This window comes from Anditalea andensis, from assembly GCF_000714815.1.
Classification (GTDB): domain Bacteria; phylum Bacteroidota; class Bacteroidia; order Cytophagales; family Cyclobacteriaceae; genus Anditalea; species Anditalea andensis.
Window position 1 is genome coordinate 291,697 of sequence record NZ_JMIH01000004.1, and the last position, 19,034, is coordinate 310,730.

Genomic DNA, 19,034 nt, shown 5'->3' on the forward strand with positions numbered 1-19,034 from the left:
CGCATTACCCTTAGTGCTATGACGGCATTAGATTCACTAATTCTTTCAAGCACAGGGTTATAATTTAATGCATTATCACATTCTGATGTTTTAATAGAAAAACTTGATATCATCGGAAAGATCATTTATGGTAGGATCTGGCATTTAGAAATGAAGGCCTATTGCATATTTTACCTTTTACTTTTTTCATCTTATCTATAAGGAAAAGTACTCCGATAATGGACCAAGTGTAAGGGCAGGAAAGAAAGCCAATGCTGCCAGTATAGCAATTACCGCAAAAACCAAAATACCAAAAGTAGGAGTATCGGTTTTAAGCGTTCCGGCACTTTCAGGAACGTATTTTTTCGAAGCCAAAATACCAGCAATCGCTACAGGGCCGATGATGGGTAAATACCTTCCCAAAAGCATGACCAATCCAGTAGTAATGTTCCAAAAAGGTGTATCATCCCCCAACCCTTCAAATCCGCTCCCATTATTTGCTGCTGAGGAACTGAACTCATATAGAAACTCACCAAAGCCATGTGCTCCTGGGTTATTGAGCCATTCGGCATATGCTTCCGGATTTGACGCATAAAGGAAACTTGCTGTCGCCGTACCTCCCAATATCATTAATGGATGAAGCAGTGCGATCATCATGGCAATTTTCACTTCTTTGGCCTCTACTTTTTTACCTAAAAACTCCGGTGTCCTTCCCACCATCAACCCCCCTATAAATACAGCCAAAATGATGAATACGTAAAAGTTGATGAAACCGACTCCCACACCTCCGTAAAAACAATTGATCATCATCCCCAGCATGGCAAACATTCCGGTAAGCGGAGTCATGCTGTCATGCATCGCATTGACAGAACCGTTACTCGTGCTGGTGGTATTGATGGCCCAATAAGCCGATGCAGCAGAACCAAACCGCACTTCTTTCCCTTCCATACTTCCCATATCTTGGGCTATGCCCATTTCGACTAAGGCAGGGTTACCCTGCATTTCAAAGTAAATGGACGGAATGACCAGACACAAAAAGCCAGCGGTCATGACACCATACACCATAAGAGCCAGCTTCCTGCGGTTCAGCACATAACCCATCGCAAATATCAAAGCAATTGGAATTAAGAAAATGAAAACTGTTTCAAGGATGTTGGTCAGGTAATTGGGATTTTCCATCGGGTTGGTCGAGTTGGGACCATAATAGCCCCCTCCATTGGTACCCAGTTGTTTTATGGGAATAAAAGCTGCTGCCGGACCCCTGCTCACTTGCTGTTCTACTCCTTCCAAAGTAGTGATGGTATCTTTGCCTTCAAAGGTCATAGGGGTACCGTTGAAAACCAATATTATAGCACCCACGAAAGCAATAGGAAGTAAAATACGGGTGCAGGTACGAACGAAATAACTGTAAAAATTACCCAGTTTGTCAGCTGTCCTTTCTTTCATGGCATTAAATACCACTGCACAAATGGCTATACCGGTAGCGGCACTGATAAACTGCCAAAGCATCAAAATGAGTTGACCCATATAGGATAAGCCCGTTTCACCTGAATAATGTTGTAGGTTGGTATTCGACACAAAGCTGACCGACGTATTGAACGCCAAATCCCAACTCATGGAAGGGTTGCTGTCTGGATTCAAAGGCAACCAACTCATATTGGTCAGCACAAACAGTGAAATCACAAACCAAAATGCATTGATGGTAAAGAGTGCCGCCAAATGCTCTTTCCAGTTCATTTCATTGGAAGGGTCAATTCCGCTGAGTTTGAAAAAAAGGTTGTCCAGCGGATGGAAGATTTTATCCAGCCAGGTATTTTCATAATTGAAAATCTTGCCGATATATCGGCCCAAAGGAATTGCCATGGACACCACGGTCGCGTACATGAAGATTACGCCAAGTATTTCTGTGTTCATTTTTTTAATTTGTTAATAGGATAAATAACCAACCAAACAGTCTGAATATGAAATAGATAATCAGAAAAGCAGCAAATATGCGTGCTGTCAACTGTATATCAGATTTCAGTTTGTTCATATTGGTGGGTTTTTTAAAACTTTTCGGGTTTGACCAAGACATAGCATAGATAGCCAAAGACACCGATTGCGATAAGGAATAATGCTGTCATAATTTAATTTTCAAGTATAGTTTTGAGGTAGGCAGCTTTCAGTTTTTCAGGAAAAGCTTTCAGATGCATTTTCAGGCTAGATGGCGCCTCGTCCATAGCTAAGACAGATAAAAATTCATTTTCGATGGCATTTCGGTCATGTAAAGTGCCACTGGCATATAATAGGCTGATGATTTTGAATATCTGCTCTGCTTTTGCTTGATCCTCTTTTACAAATGGGTATCGGCAATACTCAGCAAGGTGTTTTAAATGCTCATATTCCGACTTTGTGCTGTCTGTCGCTATAAGATCGGGAAGCCATTCCTTGAGCGTTTTTAATATTTTACTATCCATTTGGTATAAAATTCAGGTGAACAGAAAGGCTGTGAATATGGCGATTGGGGTTGGCCTGGTAATAATTCTGGATATTTACTCCTATAAGCGATCATCTCTGGTACCGGTGATAGAGGGTAAATGAATTTGAGAGCGGAGAGGTAAAGCGTAAAATAAATGCGCTTGGAGAAAAGGTCAACTTTTCCGTGCAATAAGTCTAGCCTGCTTTTTTGTTCCTTAAAGGAAGCCGAGGGTCTTTCAAGGTTGGTACCTTTATGTCCCGGGGCATCTGGTTTTGGTAACTTTGTCATAAGATAAATGATTGGTTTTCTCTCTTATGCCAATTCCTGTACCTCCTATCCAGCTATCCATTCAACCTGTTTAAAATCAATACTTTAGACTAAAAAAAATTATGGTAAAAAAAGAAAACCCTATCATAATGAAAGGGTGGATCCTAGCGTTTTGAAAGCGTATAAAAAGAGCAATATTGAAAGTTTAATGACTTTATAGTTTTAAACTTTCATCTTTTTGAAGTGTTTTTACCTCCATTGCACCAATGGATGTTCACCTTCCAAAAACCTGTATAAATAGCACCTATGCCTTCTATACATCTTTCCGGAAAGCATGAAACTATTATACCTCGAACAGCCAGTGCATAAGACTTATCTTTTATGTCACTTTGCATCGTAACTATCCATTATCCAGTCCGTATTCTGATATTTTACGATAAAGTGTAGTCAATGCTATACCTAAGAGTTCAGCGGTTTTGGTTTTGTTACCATCGGTATAATTAAGCACTTTTTGGATATGTAGTTTCTCGGCACTGGCCAGCTCAAAAGCAGAAAGGGTTTTGTTCTTTGTTTTGACAGGGTCATCCTTTTGTAATTCCAAGGGCAAATGTTCAACCAAAAGATCAGTATCGCACAGTATTACGCTGCGTTCAATCACATTTTTGAGTTCCCGTATATTTCCCTTCCATCGATGGTGTTTCAAAGCTTCATAGAATAAAGGGGAGACCACTTTGATCTTTTTGTTGGTTTTAACTGAAGCTACATGTATGAAATATTGGGCGAGGGGTCCAATATCCCCCACCCTTTCACGAAGTGGCGGTAAGGGTATTTGAAAAGTAGAAATTCGGTAAAATAAATCTTCCCTGAAGTGTCCTTGGTCAATTTCATTTTGCAGATCTCTATGGGTAGCTGCAATGATCCGGACATTGACTCTGGTGGGTTTGGTTTCTCCCACGCGGATAAACTCACCACTTTCCAACACCCTTAATAATTTCGCCTGGAGTTCAAGTGACATTTCACCAATTTCGTCCAAAAAAATGCTTCCGTTATTGGCTTCTTCAAAAAGGCCTTTTTGGTCCTTGGTGGCACCTGTAAATGCCCCTGCTTTATGACCGAACATTTCACTTTCGAGTAATTCTTTACTGAAGGCGGAACAGTTGATAGCTACAAAATTTTGTCTGGACCTAAGACTTGCCTGGTGGATGGCCTGGGCAAATACTTCTTTCCCTGTACCAGTTTCGCCCGTCAGCAAGACGGTAGTATCGGTTGTAGCTACTCTATGGGCCAATCCTATGGCTTTTTGAATGGATTTAGAGTTTCCGATGACCTTGTCAAATGAATGTTTTTCGCCCAGTTGCTTTTCTAGTTGAACCACTCTTTTGGTCAAGTCCACCTTTTCTATAGCGCGATAAAGCAGCGGGATTATTTTATTGTTGTCATCGCCTTTGGTAATGTAGTCAAAAGCTCCGTTTTTAATGGCCTGCACACCATCAGCAATATTTCCATAAGCTGTCAACAGGATAATTTCAGGTATTGGAAATTTGTCTTTGATTTTCTTGGCTAATTCAACACCGTTACCATCAGGTAATTTAACATCACAAAGCACCACATCAATATTGGATTGTTCTAATTTCCTCAGTGCTGTATTGCAATCACCCGCTTGAAGCACGTCAAAACCTTCCAAACTGATTATTCTAGTCAGCAGGTTTCTAAGTTTCTCTTCGTCATCTATGATTAAAATTTTTCTCAAAATATTCAAATTCAATTGGCCTTCAAAGTTACCAATATTAATGTTTTTTTTAGAAAAATATTTTTTGTAGGAGTAGCCACTATATTTCTGGGTCGGCTTTTAAAATTCAGGTGGGAACACACTATAGCAGGTAGCAGGTAAAAGAAGGAATCGGAGATAAAGTAAAACAAATCTTTAGGGCCTGCATGTTTAAAGCTACTTACCATAATGATAAGAACCGTCCTAAAGTATATTTATAAAATAATAAATAGGCTCATTGAAAAATATTGAAAGCGTGATTTTGGGTGCTCCTAAGTGAAATGCTTTTTTTATATGATGGGCTGATATTTAATATCGATATATCAGCCAATCATGAGTGCAGTGGATATAGACTTGGTTTGAAGATATTGGTTGTATTTACTTTTTAATGATATCAGCTGTCCTAGCCTACTTTTACGGCATTAAATGTAGGCAGAATTACCTTCCAGGACGCGTCGGAAACCGTACTTCCCGAAGCTGGGCTCATATGGGGATATAGCACCTTACTTTATCGCTATCAGAGCGTTAATGTACTTTGATGCCACAAGGGGATCTAGTGTCCCATAGGTTCATTATAGATAGCTTTTCTTTTAAGTCTTCCAAGTTAACATTTTTAATATGTCTAGGAACCTGACAATTAATAGTAAGCTTTAACCATTATTTCGATTAATTGTATGTTTTGCCTCACGAAACTAAAAGATGCAATGTATATTAATTATTTAAGCCAGGAGAAAATTTTGAATTCACAAGGTACTTAGGGAGGAGGATCCTTAAAAGGAGTTGATACATGCGCATTCTACCCGACTTGAGTAGAGTTTCTATAGAATTCAGTTCACAGATTTCTTTACCCGGCAAAAAACCCAGAGATTCTCGTTGCAAAGGCATTTGATTTAAATACAAAGCATAAGAAGGACTTACAACTTCATATCCTGCACACTTTTTAAGTGTGCGGTCGGCTATACAGATGAAATCAACGACTGTACCTGGACCGGAATGTTTTGAAGCCTAACATGACCTTCATAGGCGGAATGATGGCTCATATACGGATCTTATATGAAGGGTGCAAGATCATGGCCATAGTAAACGATGATTTATTAAAATTAAGAAATCATTACTGAAAACCTGCCGAAGTGCCGGTTTAAGCCAGACAAAAAAATATAACGCTTAAATACACCTTTGTACTTCAATAGCAAAACCGAATGGATTATAATTATATTGACTTTTAGCGGTTTTATCCTAAAATCACAGTTACTTTTATCTTATAGATAGAAACCTTACCTAAAGGTCATATCAGGTTTTTCAAGCATTTTCATTCAAATAAAGTAATCAAAGGCGCTTATTCTTAAAATTTTAATGTTGCATTAACTACTTTAGAAAAGCATAAATACCTATTTTTTAATAATAAAATCATAAAACCCTTTCATAAAAAATCCATTCGCGGCGGGCTACTTTTGGTGCCAAATCTAATATAAATGCACCAACTCACATTCAGTCATGCAATACTTTAATTTCATGTATTTTAAATACCCTTCTTCCAAAATCATCTGCGTTTTTACGTGGATGATGACTATGGCTGGATTTTGTACAAATCCGTCATATGCATTTTCCAAGTCCTTTGATAATGATAGGGTTTTAACCACTAAAGGACCATTATATCGCTCCGTTTCCGTATTACAGACCATCACAGGTACCGTAACAGATGATACTGGGGCCCCGCTACCGGGTGCGTCTGTGGTGGTCAAGGGTACTTCCAAAGGGACCGTTACCGATATTGACGGGAAATTTGTCCTCGAAGTGGATGCCGGAGATATACTCATTATCTCCTATGTGGGATACAATCCCAAGGAAGTACCTGTCAATTCCCAATCCATCATTGCTGTTCGGTTGGATCCAGATGTCTCCTCATTAAACGAAGTAGTAGTGGTAGGCTATGGCACCCAAAAAAGGTCGGATATTACAGGCTCCATCTCCTCCATTACCACTGATAACTTCAATAGAGGAGTAGTCATGAACCCTGGTGAGCTTTTGCAGGGCAAACTGGCCGGTGTATCAGTAGCCGCCAACAGTGGCGAACCAGGAGCAGCCCAGGATATCATCATAAGGGGTATCGGTAGTCTGCGGTCCGGCACCCAACCGCTTTATGTGGTCGATGGATTTTTGCTGGACAATTCTTCCACAGGTGTGCCTACCAATCCCCTGAATTTCATTAATCCAAACGATATCGAAAGTATCGATGTACTGAAGGATGCCAGTGCTACAGCTGTATATGGATCCAGAGCAGCTAATGGCGTGGTAGTCATTACCACCAAAAGAGGAAAGGGCAAACCTCAAATCAATTTTTCTGCCTCCACTGCAATAGCTACCATGGCCAATAAAATAGCTGTTTTCGATGCGGACTCATTCCGAAGCCAAGTTCTGGCTGTAGGCGGGACATTAGAAGATTTTGGTGGCAATACAGATTGGCAAAATGAGTTGACCCAAAGGGGCATCACAAACAATATCAATCTATCTATGAGTGGAGCCAGTAATGAAAATTTTTCCTACTTCACCTCCTTGGGCTTTCAGGATCAGGAAGGGATATTAAAAAACAGCAGGTTAAAGCGGTATTCGGGTAAACTGAATATGAATCAAAAGGCTTTTTATGGGAGGTTAAACATAGATTATAACCTTTCTGCCTCCCGAACCGAAAATTTACGTCCAGATATCAATTCTACCACAAGTGATATGTTGAGTTTAAACCCTACGGTTCCTCCATACACCAATGGTCGGCCTACCCTCTTAAATACAAATGCATTAAATCCACTGGCCAGATATGAATTATATAGCGACATGGCTATAAATAACCGTATTTTAGCCAACATCTTACCCTCCATAGAAATACTGGATGGTCTTACGTACAGGATGAACCTAGGAGTGGATTATTCTGCTACCAATAGGTACCAGCAGTACAAACCATTTCCTTCTGTTATCAATGAATCCAATATTTCTGATGGTTTACTGGATATGGCTATTAGTGCCAATACCAATCAGCTGGTGGAAAATACGCTTACCTATAACTGGTACCAAGATGTTCATAACCTTACTATATTAGCAGGTCATTCCTACCAGCAGTTTCTGGATGAAACCAGGATCACTTCATACCGCGGCTTTGCCAATAATAATATAGAACCAAGGTACCAAGACCATACCAGTACAAGTGCTTTTCCGACTGCGGTAAATTCGGCAGCTGTCAAAAATGAACTGCAGTCTTTTTTCGGCAGGGTAAATTACACTTTTGACAATAAATACCTGGTGACGGGAACGTTTCGCGCTGACGGATCTTCCAAATTTGGAGAGAATAACAGGTATGGCTATTTCCCTTCTTTTGCCTTGGGATGGAATATCAGCAATGAAGATTTTATGGCCAATTCGATTTTCAGTAACCTAAAAATGCGTGCCAGTTGGGGACGGACAGGAAATCAGGAGATTCCTTCCAAGATCACCAAAGCCAGTTATTTGGAAGAAAGGTTATCCACCGGATCCGGTAGTACGAGCACCTACCCCATAGATACCGACGCCAGTTCGTTGGAAGGATATCCATATGGAATCATTTTTACGCGACTGGCCAACCCTGATCTGCAGTGGGAGGTGTCTACCCAGGTAGATCTTGGATTTGATTTTGGGCTATTCAACTCCAGGGTGACCGGTACATTGGACTATTTTAACAAACAGTCTTCTAATATACTACTAGAAGTAGTTCCAGCAGATCCCGTACAGCCTACCTCTACCTACTGGAGCAATATCCCCGGTATGATTATCCAGAATAACGGGGTGGAACTGACTTTAAATTACAACAGTGATCTAAGGCGCGACTTCACCTATCAGATAGGTGGCAACTTCACCTACATCCAAAATCAGGTGCAGAATTCACCCTATTCGGTATTGGCTACAGGAGCAGCCCAAGGTTCCGGGCAATCGGGCGCCACCATTAACGGTTATATCAACAACGAACCTTTAGGAGCTTTCTATATGTACCAGTTTGACGGAATAAATCCAGATACGGGCCAAAGCATATTCAGAGATACCAATGGAGATGGCCAAATACTGGACAACGATCGGATGGTGGTGGGCAGTGCTATTCCAAAATATATTTTTGGTTATAATATTAATTTGGCATACAAATCTTTTCACCTAGGGATGAATTTTAATGGTGTGGCAGGTAATAAGATTTACAATCATACGACCATGACACTGTTCAACAGAGCTCAATTGGCGCAGTCCAATAATACAACAGAATTTGCTGTAGAATACCCAAATGAGTCCCTGACCAATGCCAACATTGTTTCTACCCGCTATCTGGAAGATGGCAGTTTTCTAAGGTTGAACAATGCTACGCTGGCTTATAACTGGAATTTGGAAAGCAGCAGATTGAGAGATGTTTTCCAAAACATCAGTTTTACTGTGACAGGCCAAAACCTGTTTGTCTGGACCAAATATTCGGGATTTGACCCTGAAGTCAATACGGGAGCTGCATCAGGCGGCATACAAACTTTTGGTATCGATAGGTTTACCTATCCCAGAGCTAGGACGGTCATGGCCGGTATCCATGTAACATTTTAAAAGGAAATCAGAACGATGTTTAATCTTACCTTGGTAATCATAATCAAATGAAAAATATAGGAATTAAAAATATCTTCACCAAAATGATATGCTTGTTCATATTATTTGGATGTACTACTTTAGAGGAAGAGGTGCTCGATGAATCACTGACCGGTACCGGTCAGGCGGAAATAGTAAGTGGCACCATAGCACCTGTTTATGGACTGTTGCGAAACGGCGTATGGTTACACACGGTAAATTTCGGGTTGCAGGAAGTAGCTTCTGATGAAGCCATCCTGCCCTATCGCGGGGGTACGGATTGGTATGATGGTGGTAAATTTATAGCGGTTCACCAGCACCTGATGACCCCTAGTAACAGCTTAGTGGGCGATACCTGGACCAATATTACCCTGACATTATCCAGAGCAGTAATTGCAGCAGAAAGATTAAGCCTGGAAGTAGAAGCAGGAAACTTAAGGGCGCAGGATGGATATTATGAAATGGTAGCCATGAAAGCCTATCTTAACATGTTAGCCCTGGATAACTGGGGCCTAGTTTTCAAAAAAGAGCGCTCCAGTGAAAGGTCTGAGATCATAAGGGGGCAGGAAGCCATAGATTATATAGAAAGTGAGCTTTTATCTGTGGTGGAAGTGATCAACAATGACAAGGGGCCGGGGAGGTTATCCAGAAGTGCCGTTAAGGCTTTATTGGCTCGATTATATCTTAATGCTGCTGTTTATCGCAATCCATCTGGGACACCGGAATTTAGGAGACAGGATATGGATAAAGTCATACAGTATACCACCGATTTAATATCAGGGCCCTATGCATTATCCCCCGAATACTTTGATCTTTTTGGAGATGACAACCATAACAATCCCGAAATTATATTTGCCCTTGACCAACGAGGTGTATTGGAAACAGAACAACAAAGATGGGCTTATTGGTCCATATCAGGTGATCAGATACCCCGCCCAGAATTTCCCAATACACGGGGTACGGATGCTGTAGCCGCTACCACAGATTTTTATCAGACCTGGATAGATGCCTATGGCAATATAGATCCTGCAGTTGCCGATGCCCGTTTTTTTAAAGAAAATACGATCATACCTGATGAACTCAAAGATCTAAACGGGATAAACCCATCAAATGATGCTGAGCATTTTTATTGTGTGGATGCCAAACAATTTGAAATGGACAGGGGGATTATCCGTGGTATCATTTGGGGCCCCAGAAAAGATGGGGGAGGAAATATTTTGACCTGTGATGACGGTAAAGTAAGGGTGTATCCTGTCATCAATAGAAGGACGAGTGGGTCCAACCTTACCTATGTCAACCATACACAAAAGGTTGATTTTACAGGTGAGGGAAGTTTGCACAACACCGGATATAGGTTTTCTAAATACCAGTTTAGCCATACCGGCACCAACTGTTGTTCTTTTAGCAGTGTGGACCTGGTATTGATCCGCTTGGGAGAAATTTATCTTATGCGGGCAGAAGCAAAGTTGAGAAATGGCGATAATGCCGGAGCACTAGCCGATGTCAATATGCTGAGAACTTCCAGAAATGCCCGACCTGGACAGACACCGAAGGCATTGACGAATATAGATTTGGATATATTGTTCCGTGAGACAGGATTTGAACTTTATTGGGAAGGGTTTAGAAGAAATTATCAAATACGCTTTGGCAAATACGAGGGCATCTGGACAGGAAAAACCGATAGCGATGTCAACAAAAGGTTGTTCCCCATTCCCCAAAGGGCTATGGATGGCGCTTCTAATGAAGAAGGGTATTTGGTACAGAATCCAGGGTATTAATGCATAGACCATCATTAAGCTATGGGAGTAAATGTCGACTCCCATAGCTTATTTGATAAAATGAAGCCCCTCTACATCTTATACGGCTATTAAAATCATCCATCTATATGAAAAAGTCAGTTACCATTTTTTCAGCCATCCTAGCGATCGTGCTCATAAGTCATACTATGCCTTCAGGTAATCTGGATATAAAATTAAATGATATCCAAATCATAGGTAGTCACAATAGTTATAAAATAGGTATTGAAAAACCATTATTAGATTACTTGATGAAAACCAGGCCTACATTAAGTGGATTGGAATATGAACATATCCCCCTATCAGAGCAGTTGGATCTGGGACTTAGAAGCTTAGAACTGGACGTATATTATGATCCAAAAGGCGGACATTATACTGATCCAAGGGGGTTGGATATAATAAAATCTCTTGGAGCAATACCTGAACCTTTTGATGTCGAAAACAAATTAATGGAACCAGGTTTGAAGGTCTTTCATGTACAAGATATTGATTTCAGAAGCCATCAGCTGCTGTTTAGGGATGCATTAATTGATTTGAAAAAATGGTCCAATGATCATAAAGGGCATACACCTATCATCATTACCATCAATGCCAAAGATGACGAAATACCGCAGATGAGAAAACCTCTTCCCTTTTCTGCTGAGGCATTGAGGAGTATAGACATAGAAATAAGGGGGATTTTGGGAGAAGATCACTTGATCACACCCGATAGGGTCAGAGGAAAATTTGAAACTCTGGAAGAGGCCGTACTTGCCCAGGGCTGGCCACTATTAGATGAGGTGAAAAACCGGTTTTTGTTTGTTTTGGATGAGGGAACTGCTAAAACCGATGCTTACCTGACCAGTTATCCTGGACTAAAAAATGCTGTGTTGTTTGTAAACAAAGAAGAGGGAGATCCCAATGCTGCTTTTCGCATCATAAATGATCCTATAAAGGATTTTGATAAGATCCAGCAGCTGGTATCTTTAGGATATATGGTGCGCACACGTGCAGATGCAGACACCAAAGAGGCAAGGGAAAATGACCATCGTAAGTTTCATATGGCCAAGGCATCTGGCGCTCAGGTCATCAGTACAGATTACTACATACCCAGTACATTTTTCAAATCAGACTATAAAATAGTTTTTGAAGATGGCGGTTACGAAAGGCTGCGGCCATGATAAAAGCAGGCTATATCTGTTTAAAGCTATAATGGTATCCTCGGATAGTTATGGATTTCTGTCTCCTCTCCATCTTTTATATTGACGATTTTACTGGGCCTGTAGCTTTTTGCTATTTCCTTAGCTTTATTACAGGCATCCTGTTCATCCTTAAATGCCTGTACGAATCCCTGCTCATGGTCCAATACCTGCCATTCTTTGTTTTCATTGTGCCAGTGTACGCGGTAGATCCTTTCCTTTATTACTGAAGTTTTGCCCAGTAAAAGATCCAGGATGATCTTGCCGTCACTATAATTTCCGTCAGGATAGGGCATGGGAAGCATGGCGAAAAATATATAATACAGCGAAAAATAAGTAAATTGGTAAGTAAACATATTGGTATCTATCACTTCTTGCTCCACCAGTAACATGACCGCCACCACACCCAGCAGGTTAAAAAGGCTCCCTCCACCAAAAATGAGAATGTTGCTCCACCTCCTGTTTTTGCGAAGGTTTTCAAAAGTGCACAGGCCATACCAGAAATAATACTGGCGCACCTCCAGCATACCCATATTGATAATAGGTTTTCCGGTACCGATACTCACCTTAATGTTCTTCCCACCCATCATCCAAGCAAAAAACACATGTCCTCCTTCATGAATAATGGAAATCAGGGGCATCACCAGAAAAAAGGCCAGGAAAAACTTTGGTAAATCGCTGATTCCAAACATCCAGGTTCTCTTTTAATAAACATCTACTTGTTTTTTCAACAGGCTTATTGCAATTATGTTTATTCTAAATGGTTACACGCTTTCTCCCAATGCTGTAATACATCATCCACCGAAAATTATACTCATATTGTAACCTATGGCTACTCCAGTCTCCTTCTCTTAAAAAATGACACCACAAAGGCATCTTTAAACCCAGCTTCCCAAAGTTTCAGTTTATATTCAGCAGCTTCTTTATAGTTGAAAAAAGGGCCATAGGTATACTTATAAAGCCCTTTATGAAAATAATAGTCCACTTCAAGCCCTTGGAATACCGGATCATTTAAATCCATAAGCCTTGGAGAAGTATAGATCTGAACCATAAAATGAGTTTCCGACTGGTCCTGCCCTCTGATGTCATCTGGTCTCATATGATCCATTGGCGGCAGTTCTGTATTTATTCCTTCCTGATACTCCGCTATAGATACATCATCAGATCCCATTTTAGTTACCCTTTCTTTATTAATGGAAGCAGATGAAGTGTTACTGGCGGTATCCCTAGCATTCTCTAGATTTTTTGTTTGCTCCCTTAGCATGTCCATTTGCTCCTCCACATTTTTATGGTAAAGGACTGCCAAAAGCCCAGGATTTGTCACTCCTAAGGTGAACCTTTCTGATCCGGCAAAATCATTGGCAGTGCTTTGTCCTGTAGTAATACCATCGCTTTCTAGGTCTTGTCTATCATTAAGATTAGTAACATTAGAGATAATATTACTTTGTTCGGCAGCCCATATTTTACTTGCTTCTTTGTGACCTATTGGTCCTTTTGTAGGTAAGGTATCCCCTGCTGTTCCGGTTATCAGGTGGGAAGCGGTGGTTTCTCCTATGTTTACTATTGGGCTTTTAGCTATTTTCTTTTCTAGGGATATTAGGTCCTCCGCTATGTCCGGTGATTGATGCTGACGGTCAGTTAATATGACCTTATCTCTGTCATGTTTTTTGAGCAATATAAAATCCAGATCATCCACCATATCCCCATATGGATCACGGGTTATGGTTAAGGCAGTTTTACCCCCTTTATAAATGAACCCAAGTTTTTCTAACTGTACCGAATCTGGCATCACGTGGTAATTTCCTGCAGGCAATTCCATATTGGTAAAATAACCATCACTTTCTGTGGCCGAGGTGTGGATCAATATGTCCTGATGGTCATAAAAGTTCATCCTGACCCTGCCTATGCCGTTGCCCGCTGAGCCATCATGTACCATTCCGGAAGCTTCCCCCATAACCTTTATGGGGACTTCTACCTTTTTGAACTGATTGGGGTCTACGCGCACTTTCAGCACCTCATGGTTCACCCTCCATGCAATGTGGTCAAAGCTGTTTTTATCCAGCTCTATGAAATAATCCTCATAGGCGATTAGATTGGTGATGCGTATGACTTCACCGTTTTTGTCATATTGTACTTGTCCGCCTCTTACCTTTAATCTAAGGCCTTTTGCCAAAGGCTCATCCCTGTCTTTTTTACCATTGTTGTTCAGATCAAGAAAAGGGATCACCGTCACTGCCCCTTTACCTAGATTCACCTGGGTATTAAAATCCATATGCTGGGTAGTTCCGTCATATAAAATGCTTCCTCGAGCATTGGTAGTGAGCATGATCTGGTTTTGGGCATGCCTAAGATGGGTACTTACATGGGCAAATGAAAAATCATATCGAAAACCTATCCCAGCCGAGGAACTCTTAAAAAGAAAATTGTTCTGATAAAACATATTGAAAAACCCTTTCCGAAAAAATTGCTTTTCCATTCTCAAGATCAGGTTTGATATACTTTTGGCCATATAATTATACTGCACCTGAGGCTGAAATGAAACGGCATGTGGCAATCTATAAGATTGTGACAGGATGGAATGCATATTGATAGATTCGCCTCTGAAAATCCCTAACGTGGACAGGTTGGTAGGAACGCCGAGGACCCTGCTGGAAACCAAGAACTGTGCATTGGTAAAGCCTCCATTAGGAAAAATCAACTGAGTGAGTGTCATCCGTGAAAATAAGGAAAAATTGCTTTTTTTGATCGGCATGCTCAAAGCAAGTTTCCTTTCTTCCAGATAATTAAAAAATATCGCCTGCTGCCCCTCTTCCAACTTGATATAAGAGGCATCCAGGGTGATGTTTTTGGGCATCCTGTAGTTCATTAATGCTCTCGCCCTCACACCGGGCATATAATCGGCTGATAGCATGATGGCGTTGCTGACTTTTATGGAAGACTGCGCAAAAGGCATAAAAGGCTGATCCACTAATGAGGAAAGGTATTCTATTCCACCACCTACAGTCACGCGCCGGTTTAGTCCATAGTTGACACTCCATCTGGAAAAAATGCTTCCTCTGCCGTCATCCACCAATCCTGCACTGGCCACATATTCTATTTCATTTTGTGGAAGAAAATTATAGGGGACATTAATTACTTCCTGGGTGGTCTGTACTTCACCAAAAGGCCCATAGAACATCAGCTGTATATTGGTATTGCCATAGATGAGGGGCACATCGAATGTGTAAAACCCTGCTACATCTGCCTTTACAAAATCAATAAGCGTATTGTTCACATAAAGCTCCACCGTCCATTCCGGACCGGTATAATCTGCTATTCGGTAAGAGCCAAAAGCTTTTCTTCGCAGTGTGGATGCATTGGTCACCTGTATGCCTACTACTGGATATAATATAGTGGCAGTAGAGGGTCCAGTGATCCTTCCTACGCTAATCTGCCGGATAGCGGCATTTTCATTGTTTACATATCTCCATTGATAAAACTGGTTTCGGTGAGCTAACTTTCTTCCATCAAAGCTATTCAGGTTGGCAAAGAATTCTCCACCCATCATTTCACCACCCAAAGCTACATTGTACCTATTCTGGGAAGCTGTCATAAAAAACGGTTGCTCCCTATCCATCGGCCTGATCAAATTTGTAGTCATGATGCCCCATTCTGCGATGTGGAGTTTTAATAATGATCTTTCACGGTTATACACAGTGTCTGCCTCCAGGTTTCCATGAAGCTTGTTTAAACTTTTGCGAATCATTTCCTGTCGCATCAGTTTAAAAACCGGCAGATCCAGATCTGTGGACAGCAAAACTGTTAATGTCCGGAAGTTAAAAGTACAGTGAAGGCCAAATACTTCACCAAATAAGTCACTCCTTAGGTACACAAAATCATCTTCCAAAATAAAGGCTGAGGAAGGTAGGGAGAAGGCTCGCCCGCTATAAAAAAGCTGCTGCTGCTTGACATCAATGACATACAGATCGTTTTGGTCAAGTACAAAACCCTGGATGGTTTCGCCTATTTCGTTTTTTATATGAAGAAAATCAAATAAATCTGTGACAGAAAGATAGACCTTCTCCTGACGAATGGCTGCAGGAATCTCTGCGCTGCCAAATTTTGCCACCTTGACCAACAGCAATATTTCTTCATAATCATCTTCAACGGGATCTTTTTCTCCTGGGAAAGCAGGGTGAAGTAAAAAAAACAATAAGCATGTCAAAAAAAAAGGGGACCAGCTCCTACCACGCCACATGTCTCCAATAACGTTATCATTCCACGATCTGTCCATTATCCCTCTCCCTGATTGGCTATGTTATTCTTCTATCACGGTGATAGATAGTGATCCAGCATAGTTTCCCGGGATGCTTTTCATTGCACCGTTCATGATCAACAGGGTAGGTATGCTGATATAATTCCTAGCAGGTGGGGCAGCCGTAGATACAAAGGATGTCCCAAAAGACGGGTAGAGCATGCGCACCGTGGCCTCTCCTCCGTTGTTTCCCTTTATCTGAACATCAGGCCCCAGCTGGAGGTGCACTAGCGCACCAAGTGTAGCTTCAATGCCAAAAACAACTGGCTGTACTTCTGCTCCTGGATTCATTAAAAAAACTTCCCCTTCCGCTATCCGCTCCTCTTCTTCTGTAATAAGGATACTCCCTCCACCATAACCCACCACAAATGAGCCAAAGTTGGCCTGGTGCTCCACATACACCTGCACCTGTGCTTGAGCAGGTGCCTTTAACCCAAACAACACCATACCTAAAGCAAACCAAATATTACATAAATAGAATCTTTTGCCACAAAATGGTATTTGAGCTATGTCCTTGAGGATTAATTTCATTTAAGTATTATTTATTTTAAGAGCCATAACCTGGCCCTTATCTGATTTCATGATAGGCTGTCCCGAATATATGTCGGTGAATCCCCATAGTGGTCGCCACCTATTAAAAGGGCGATCAGGGTAACCTTTTATGAATGGCTTGCGTCAGGCTCAGATACATGCGCGGTCAAACAGGGTGTGAGGGGACAAATAGTATTACTATAACTTTATAGATATTGCTGCAAATGTCTCCTTTACATGCTCATGGGCATGATAAATTACGCTGAGCTCCCCAGATGAATAATCTCTTCCATCTTGTAATTTCATGGTAATGTACCTTTGCGGCAGGGGGGAATATACCGCTACCCCCTTGGCAGAAGCCACCTGAGCTTCATTGCCAGCCAGGTCTTTGTGAATTACCTTCAGATCCCCATAGGTAGATTTGTTACCTTCCCGGCCGATATAAAAGTTGATTTGTGGAGTCGATGCCTGAGGATCCAGGGATATATGAGAAAGAGAGGCTTTTACCCTAGGGTTTCCGATTTCTAAGATCACCGGGATACTAATGCCGATAGCCATTTCCAACTTTGTGGAAATACCGGATTGGTTATCTTTTCTATCCGCCTGATCCGGCTGAGCTTTAGGCAAAGCCTTAAAGTACAGATGGCTTTTGTATTCGCCTGTTTCCAATTGATGGGTACGGTATACCTGAACCTTTACTTTCTGGGATTCTTTAGGACCCAGGTGAACAGCGCGCGGAAATATCCTTAGATTTTTTTCGGCAGACTGGTGTTTTTCATCCTGATCTTTTAGCTGAATAAACTGACCATCTTCGGTCATTTTATAGTTAATGATAGAAATCTGATAGCGGATAGAATCATTTCCCATATTTGCCAAAGTGAGGTCTTGGCTGATCACACCCGTGCCGGCAAACACTACTCTCTTAGGGTAAACCATCAAATCTCCTTGAGCAAAAGAAAAACTTAGGTTTACTATCATTAAATATATTAATAAAAAGAAATTTCTCATCCTACTGTTATTGATAAACTATCCAGCTAATCTATAAAAATATCAAAAGTGCCTGTTGGGGCACTTTTGATATGCTTTCATTTAATTATATACTACAGAAACTGAAAATGGAGAATCTCCTATATAAGCTCCCGGAGCCTGGTTAGGTAATATATTCAAAGTAGCACCCACACTTAGTGTTTCGGTACCTCCCGTGAGTACCCCGGTGGTATCACTTGTCCAATCCGTTAATGTCATCACTTGGTTCTCTCCACCCTCACCTGTAATGATTTCATAGCCTGCATCAGGCAAAGTAACGCCATACGCATAATCTTCTGAACCGGTCACGGTAAAAGAAGCCGCACTAACCGTACCGGTGTTCGCAGGTAGCTGCACACCAGCCTCTGTTCTAATCCCTTCAGCACTAAGCACAACTGTTCCTCCTGCTGTGGTAGCGACTATCTCGCCAAAATTCATATCTGCAATTTGCTCTATGGCTATAGGTGCTATAATTTGTGCACTTGCTGTAGCAGTAGCGGTAGCATTTTCCTGAGCGTTTACAGTTACAGCAAAACCTCCCATGATGAATGTTAAGACTGCGATTTTTGTAGTAATCTTCATATTGTTATCATTAAATTTTAGTTGTTTCATTCCGTCATGTACTGTGGACGTCTTCACAAGTACAGTCTCCGAAACTGTTGCACAATATTAATCTATTCTGCCCCACTATAAAAATAAATTACACAAAGATTAAATATGATAATAATTTTACATGATTTATGTATTTTTTTATAATTTTAAATATTAAAAATTTAACTTATACATGATCGCATAAATCACATTTCTCTTATTCTGAATTTCATCATATCAAAATTGTATTTTCCGTCCGATGCACCAAAAATATGATCTGATCTTCCTGAGCCTATAAAAAACATTCTTTAACTTAAAATCTGTAGAATAAAGCAGAAAATAACCATTTGGCCATTTTAAAAAAATTGTTAAAATAAATTTAATTAAAAATTGTACAATTTTATTATCTAATCGCTATAAGATAAGTTTTAAACAACATGTAAATGTATTCTATACAATCATATTTATATTTAGAACATGATTTATAGCCGCAAAATGACACCGGTATCTGATTTATATAAATCATTCG

General features: G+C 40.7%; 13 protein-coding genes. 3 read left to right on the forward strand and 10 right to left on the reverse strand.

Annotated features, from left to right (window positions below; genetic code table 11):
• Nucleotides 1-195: 195 nt before the first annotated feature.
• The 5 genes from kdpA to EL17_RS01410 all read right to left on the reverse strand — a co-directional run bounded on the left by kdpA (nucleotide 196) and on the right by EL17_RS01410 (nucleotide 4,454).
• Complete coding sequence (gene kdpA / locus EL17_RS01395) at nucleotides 196-1,893, reverse strand: potassium-transporting ATPase subunit KdpA (RefSeq protein ID WP_035068937.1); 1,698 nt, start codon at nucleotides 1,891-1,893, stop codon at nucleotides 196-198.
• Nucleotides 1,894-2,024: 131 nt separating this feature from the next.
• Entirely contained in the window at nucleotides 2,025-2,102 is a 78-nt protein-coding gene (kdpF, locus tag EL17_RS23010) for a K(+)-transporting ATPase subunit F (RefSeq protein ID WP_084166069.1), read from the reverse strand.
• Between the two features lie 3 nt (nucleotides 2,103-2,105).
• Entirely contained in the window at nucleotides 2,106-2,435 is a 330-nt protein-coding gene (locus EL17_RS01400; protein WP_035068938.1) for a DUF7674 family protein, read from the reverse strand.
• Nucleotides 2,417-2,725, reverse strand: a complete 309-nt coding sequence (locus tag EL17_RS01405) for a hypothetical protein (RefSeq protein WP_035068941.1) — start codon at nucleotides 2,723-2,725, stop codon at nucleotides 2,417-2,419. The genes EL17_RS01400 and EL17_RS01405 overlap by 19 nt, the downstream gene beginning before the upstream one ends.
• A gap of 379 nt (nucleotides 2,726-3,104) precedes the next feature.
• Nucleotides 3,105-4,454 (reverse strand): sigma-54-dependent transcriptional regulator, encoded by a 1,350-nt coding sequence (locus EL17_RS01410; protein WP_035069058.1) that lies wholly within the window; start codon nucleotides 4,452-4,454, stop codon nucleotides 3,105-3,107.
• 1,530 nt (nucleotides 4,455-5,984) lie between these two features.
• Between EL17_RS01410 and EL17_RS01420 the strand changes: the two genes are divergently transcribed.
• From EL17_RS01420 to EL17_RS01430, 3 genes are all read left to right on the forward strand, one after another.
• The gene (locus tag EL17_RS01420) at nucleotides 5,985-9,071 is read left to right on the forward strand and encodes a SusC/RagA family TonB-linked outer membrane protein (RefSeq protein WP_051719696.1); all 3,087 of its coding nucleotides are present in this window, start codon (nucleotides 5,985-5,987) and stop codon (nucleotides 9,069-9,071) included.
• 83 nt (nucleotides 9,072-9,154) lie between these two features.
• The gene (locus EL17_RS01425) at nucleotides 9,155-10,867 is read left to right on the forward strand and encodes a RagB/SusD family nutrient uptake outer membrane protein (protein ID WP_240485909.1); all 1,713 of its coding nucleotides are present in this window, start codon (nucleotides 9,155-9,157) and stop codon (nucleotides 10,865-10,867) included.
• Between the two features lie 107 nt (nucleotides 10,868-10,974).
• On the forward strand, nucleotides 10,975-12,045 hold the full coding sequence (locus tag EL17_RS01430; RefSeq protein WP_035068948.1) for a phosphatidylinositol-specific phospholipase C1-like protein: 1,071 nt from the start codon (nucleotides 10,975-10,977) through the stop codon (nucleotides 12,043-12,045).
• A gap of 26 nt (nucleotides 12,046-12,071) precedes the next feature.
• Here EL17_RS01430 and EL17_RS01435 read toward each other — a convergent pair whose 3' ends face one another.
• From EL17_RS01435 to EL17_RS01455, 5 genes are all read right to left on the reverse strand, one after another.
• Nucleotides 12,072-12,755 carry a site-2 protease family protein gene (locus EL17_RS01435; RefSeq protein ID WP_035068951.1) on the reverse strand — a complete coding sequence of 228 codons (684 nt, stop codon included), beginning with the start codon at nucleotides 12,753-12,755 and terminating at the stop codon, nucleotides 12,072-12,074.
• Nucleotides 12,756-12,895: 140 nt separating this feature from the next.
• Nucleotides 12,896-16,255 carry a hypothetical protein gene (locus tag EL17_RS01440; protein ID WP_205623508.1) on the reverse strand — a complete coding sequence of 1,120 codons (3,360 nt, stop codon included), beginning with the start codon at nucleotides 16,253-16,255 and terminating at the stop codon, nucleotides 12,896-12,898.
• 105 nt (nucleotides 16,256-16,360) lie between these two features.
• The gene (locus tag EL17_RS01445; RefSeq protein ID WP_164674893.1) at nucleotides 16,361-16,888 is read right to left on the reverse strand and encodes a DUF4402 domain-containing protein; all 528 of its coding nucleotides are present in this window, start codon (nucleotides 16,886-16,888) and stop codon (nucleotides 16,361-16,363) included.
• Between the two features lie 198 nt (nucleotides 16,889-17,086).
• Nucleotides 17,087-17,866, reverse strand: coding sequence for a fimbrial biogenesis chaperone (locus EL17_RS01450; RefSeq protein WP_164674894.1), 780 nt, complete (start codon nucleotides 17,864-17,866; stop codon nucleotides 17,087-17,089).
• Between the two features lie 111 nt (nucleotides 17,867-17,977).
• The gene (locus EL17_RS01455) at nucleotides 17,978-18,496 is read right to left on the reverse strand and encodes a DUF4402 domain-containing protein (protein ID WP_035068957.1); all 519 of its coding nucleotides are present in this window, start codon (nucleotides 18,494-18,496) and stop codon (nucleotides 17,978-17,980) included.
• Between the last annotated feature and the right edge of the window lie 538 nt (nucleotides 18,497-19,034).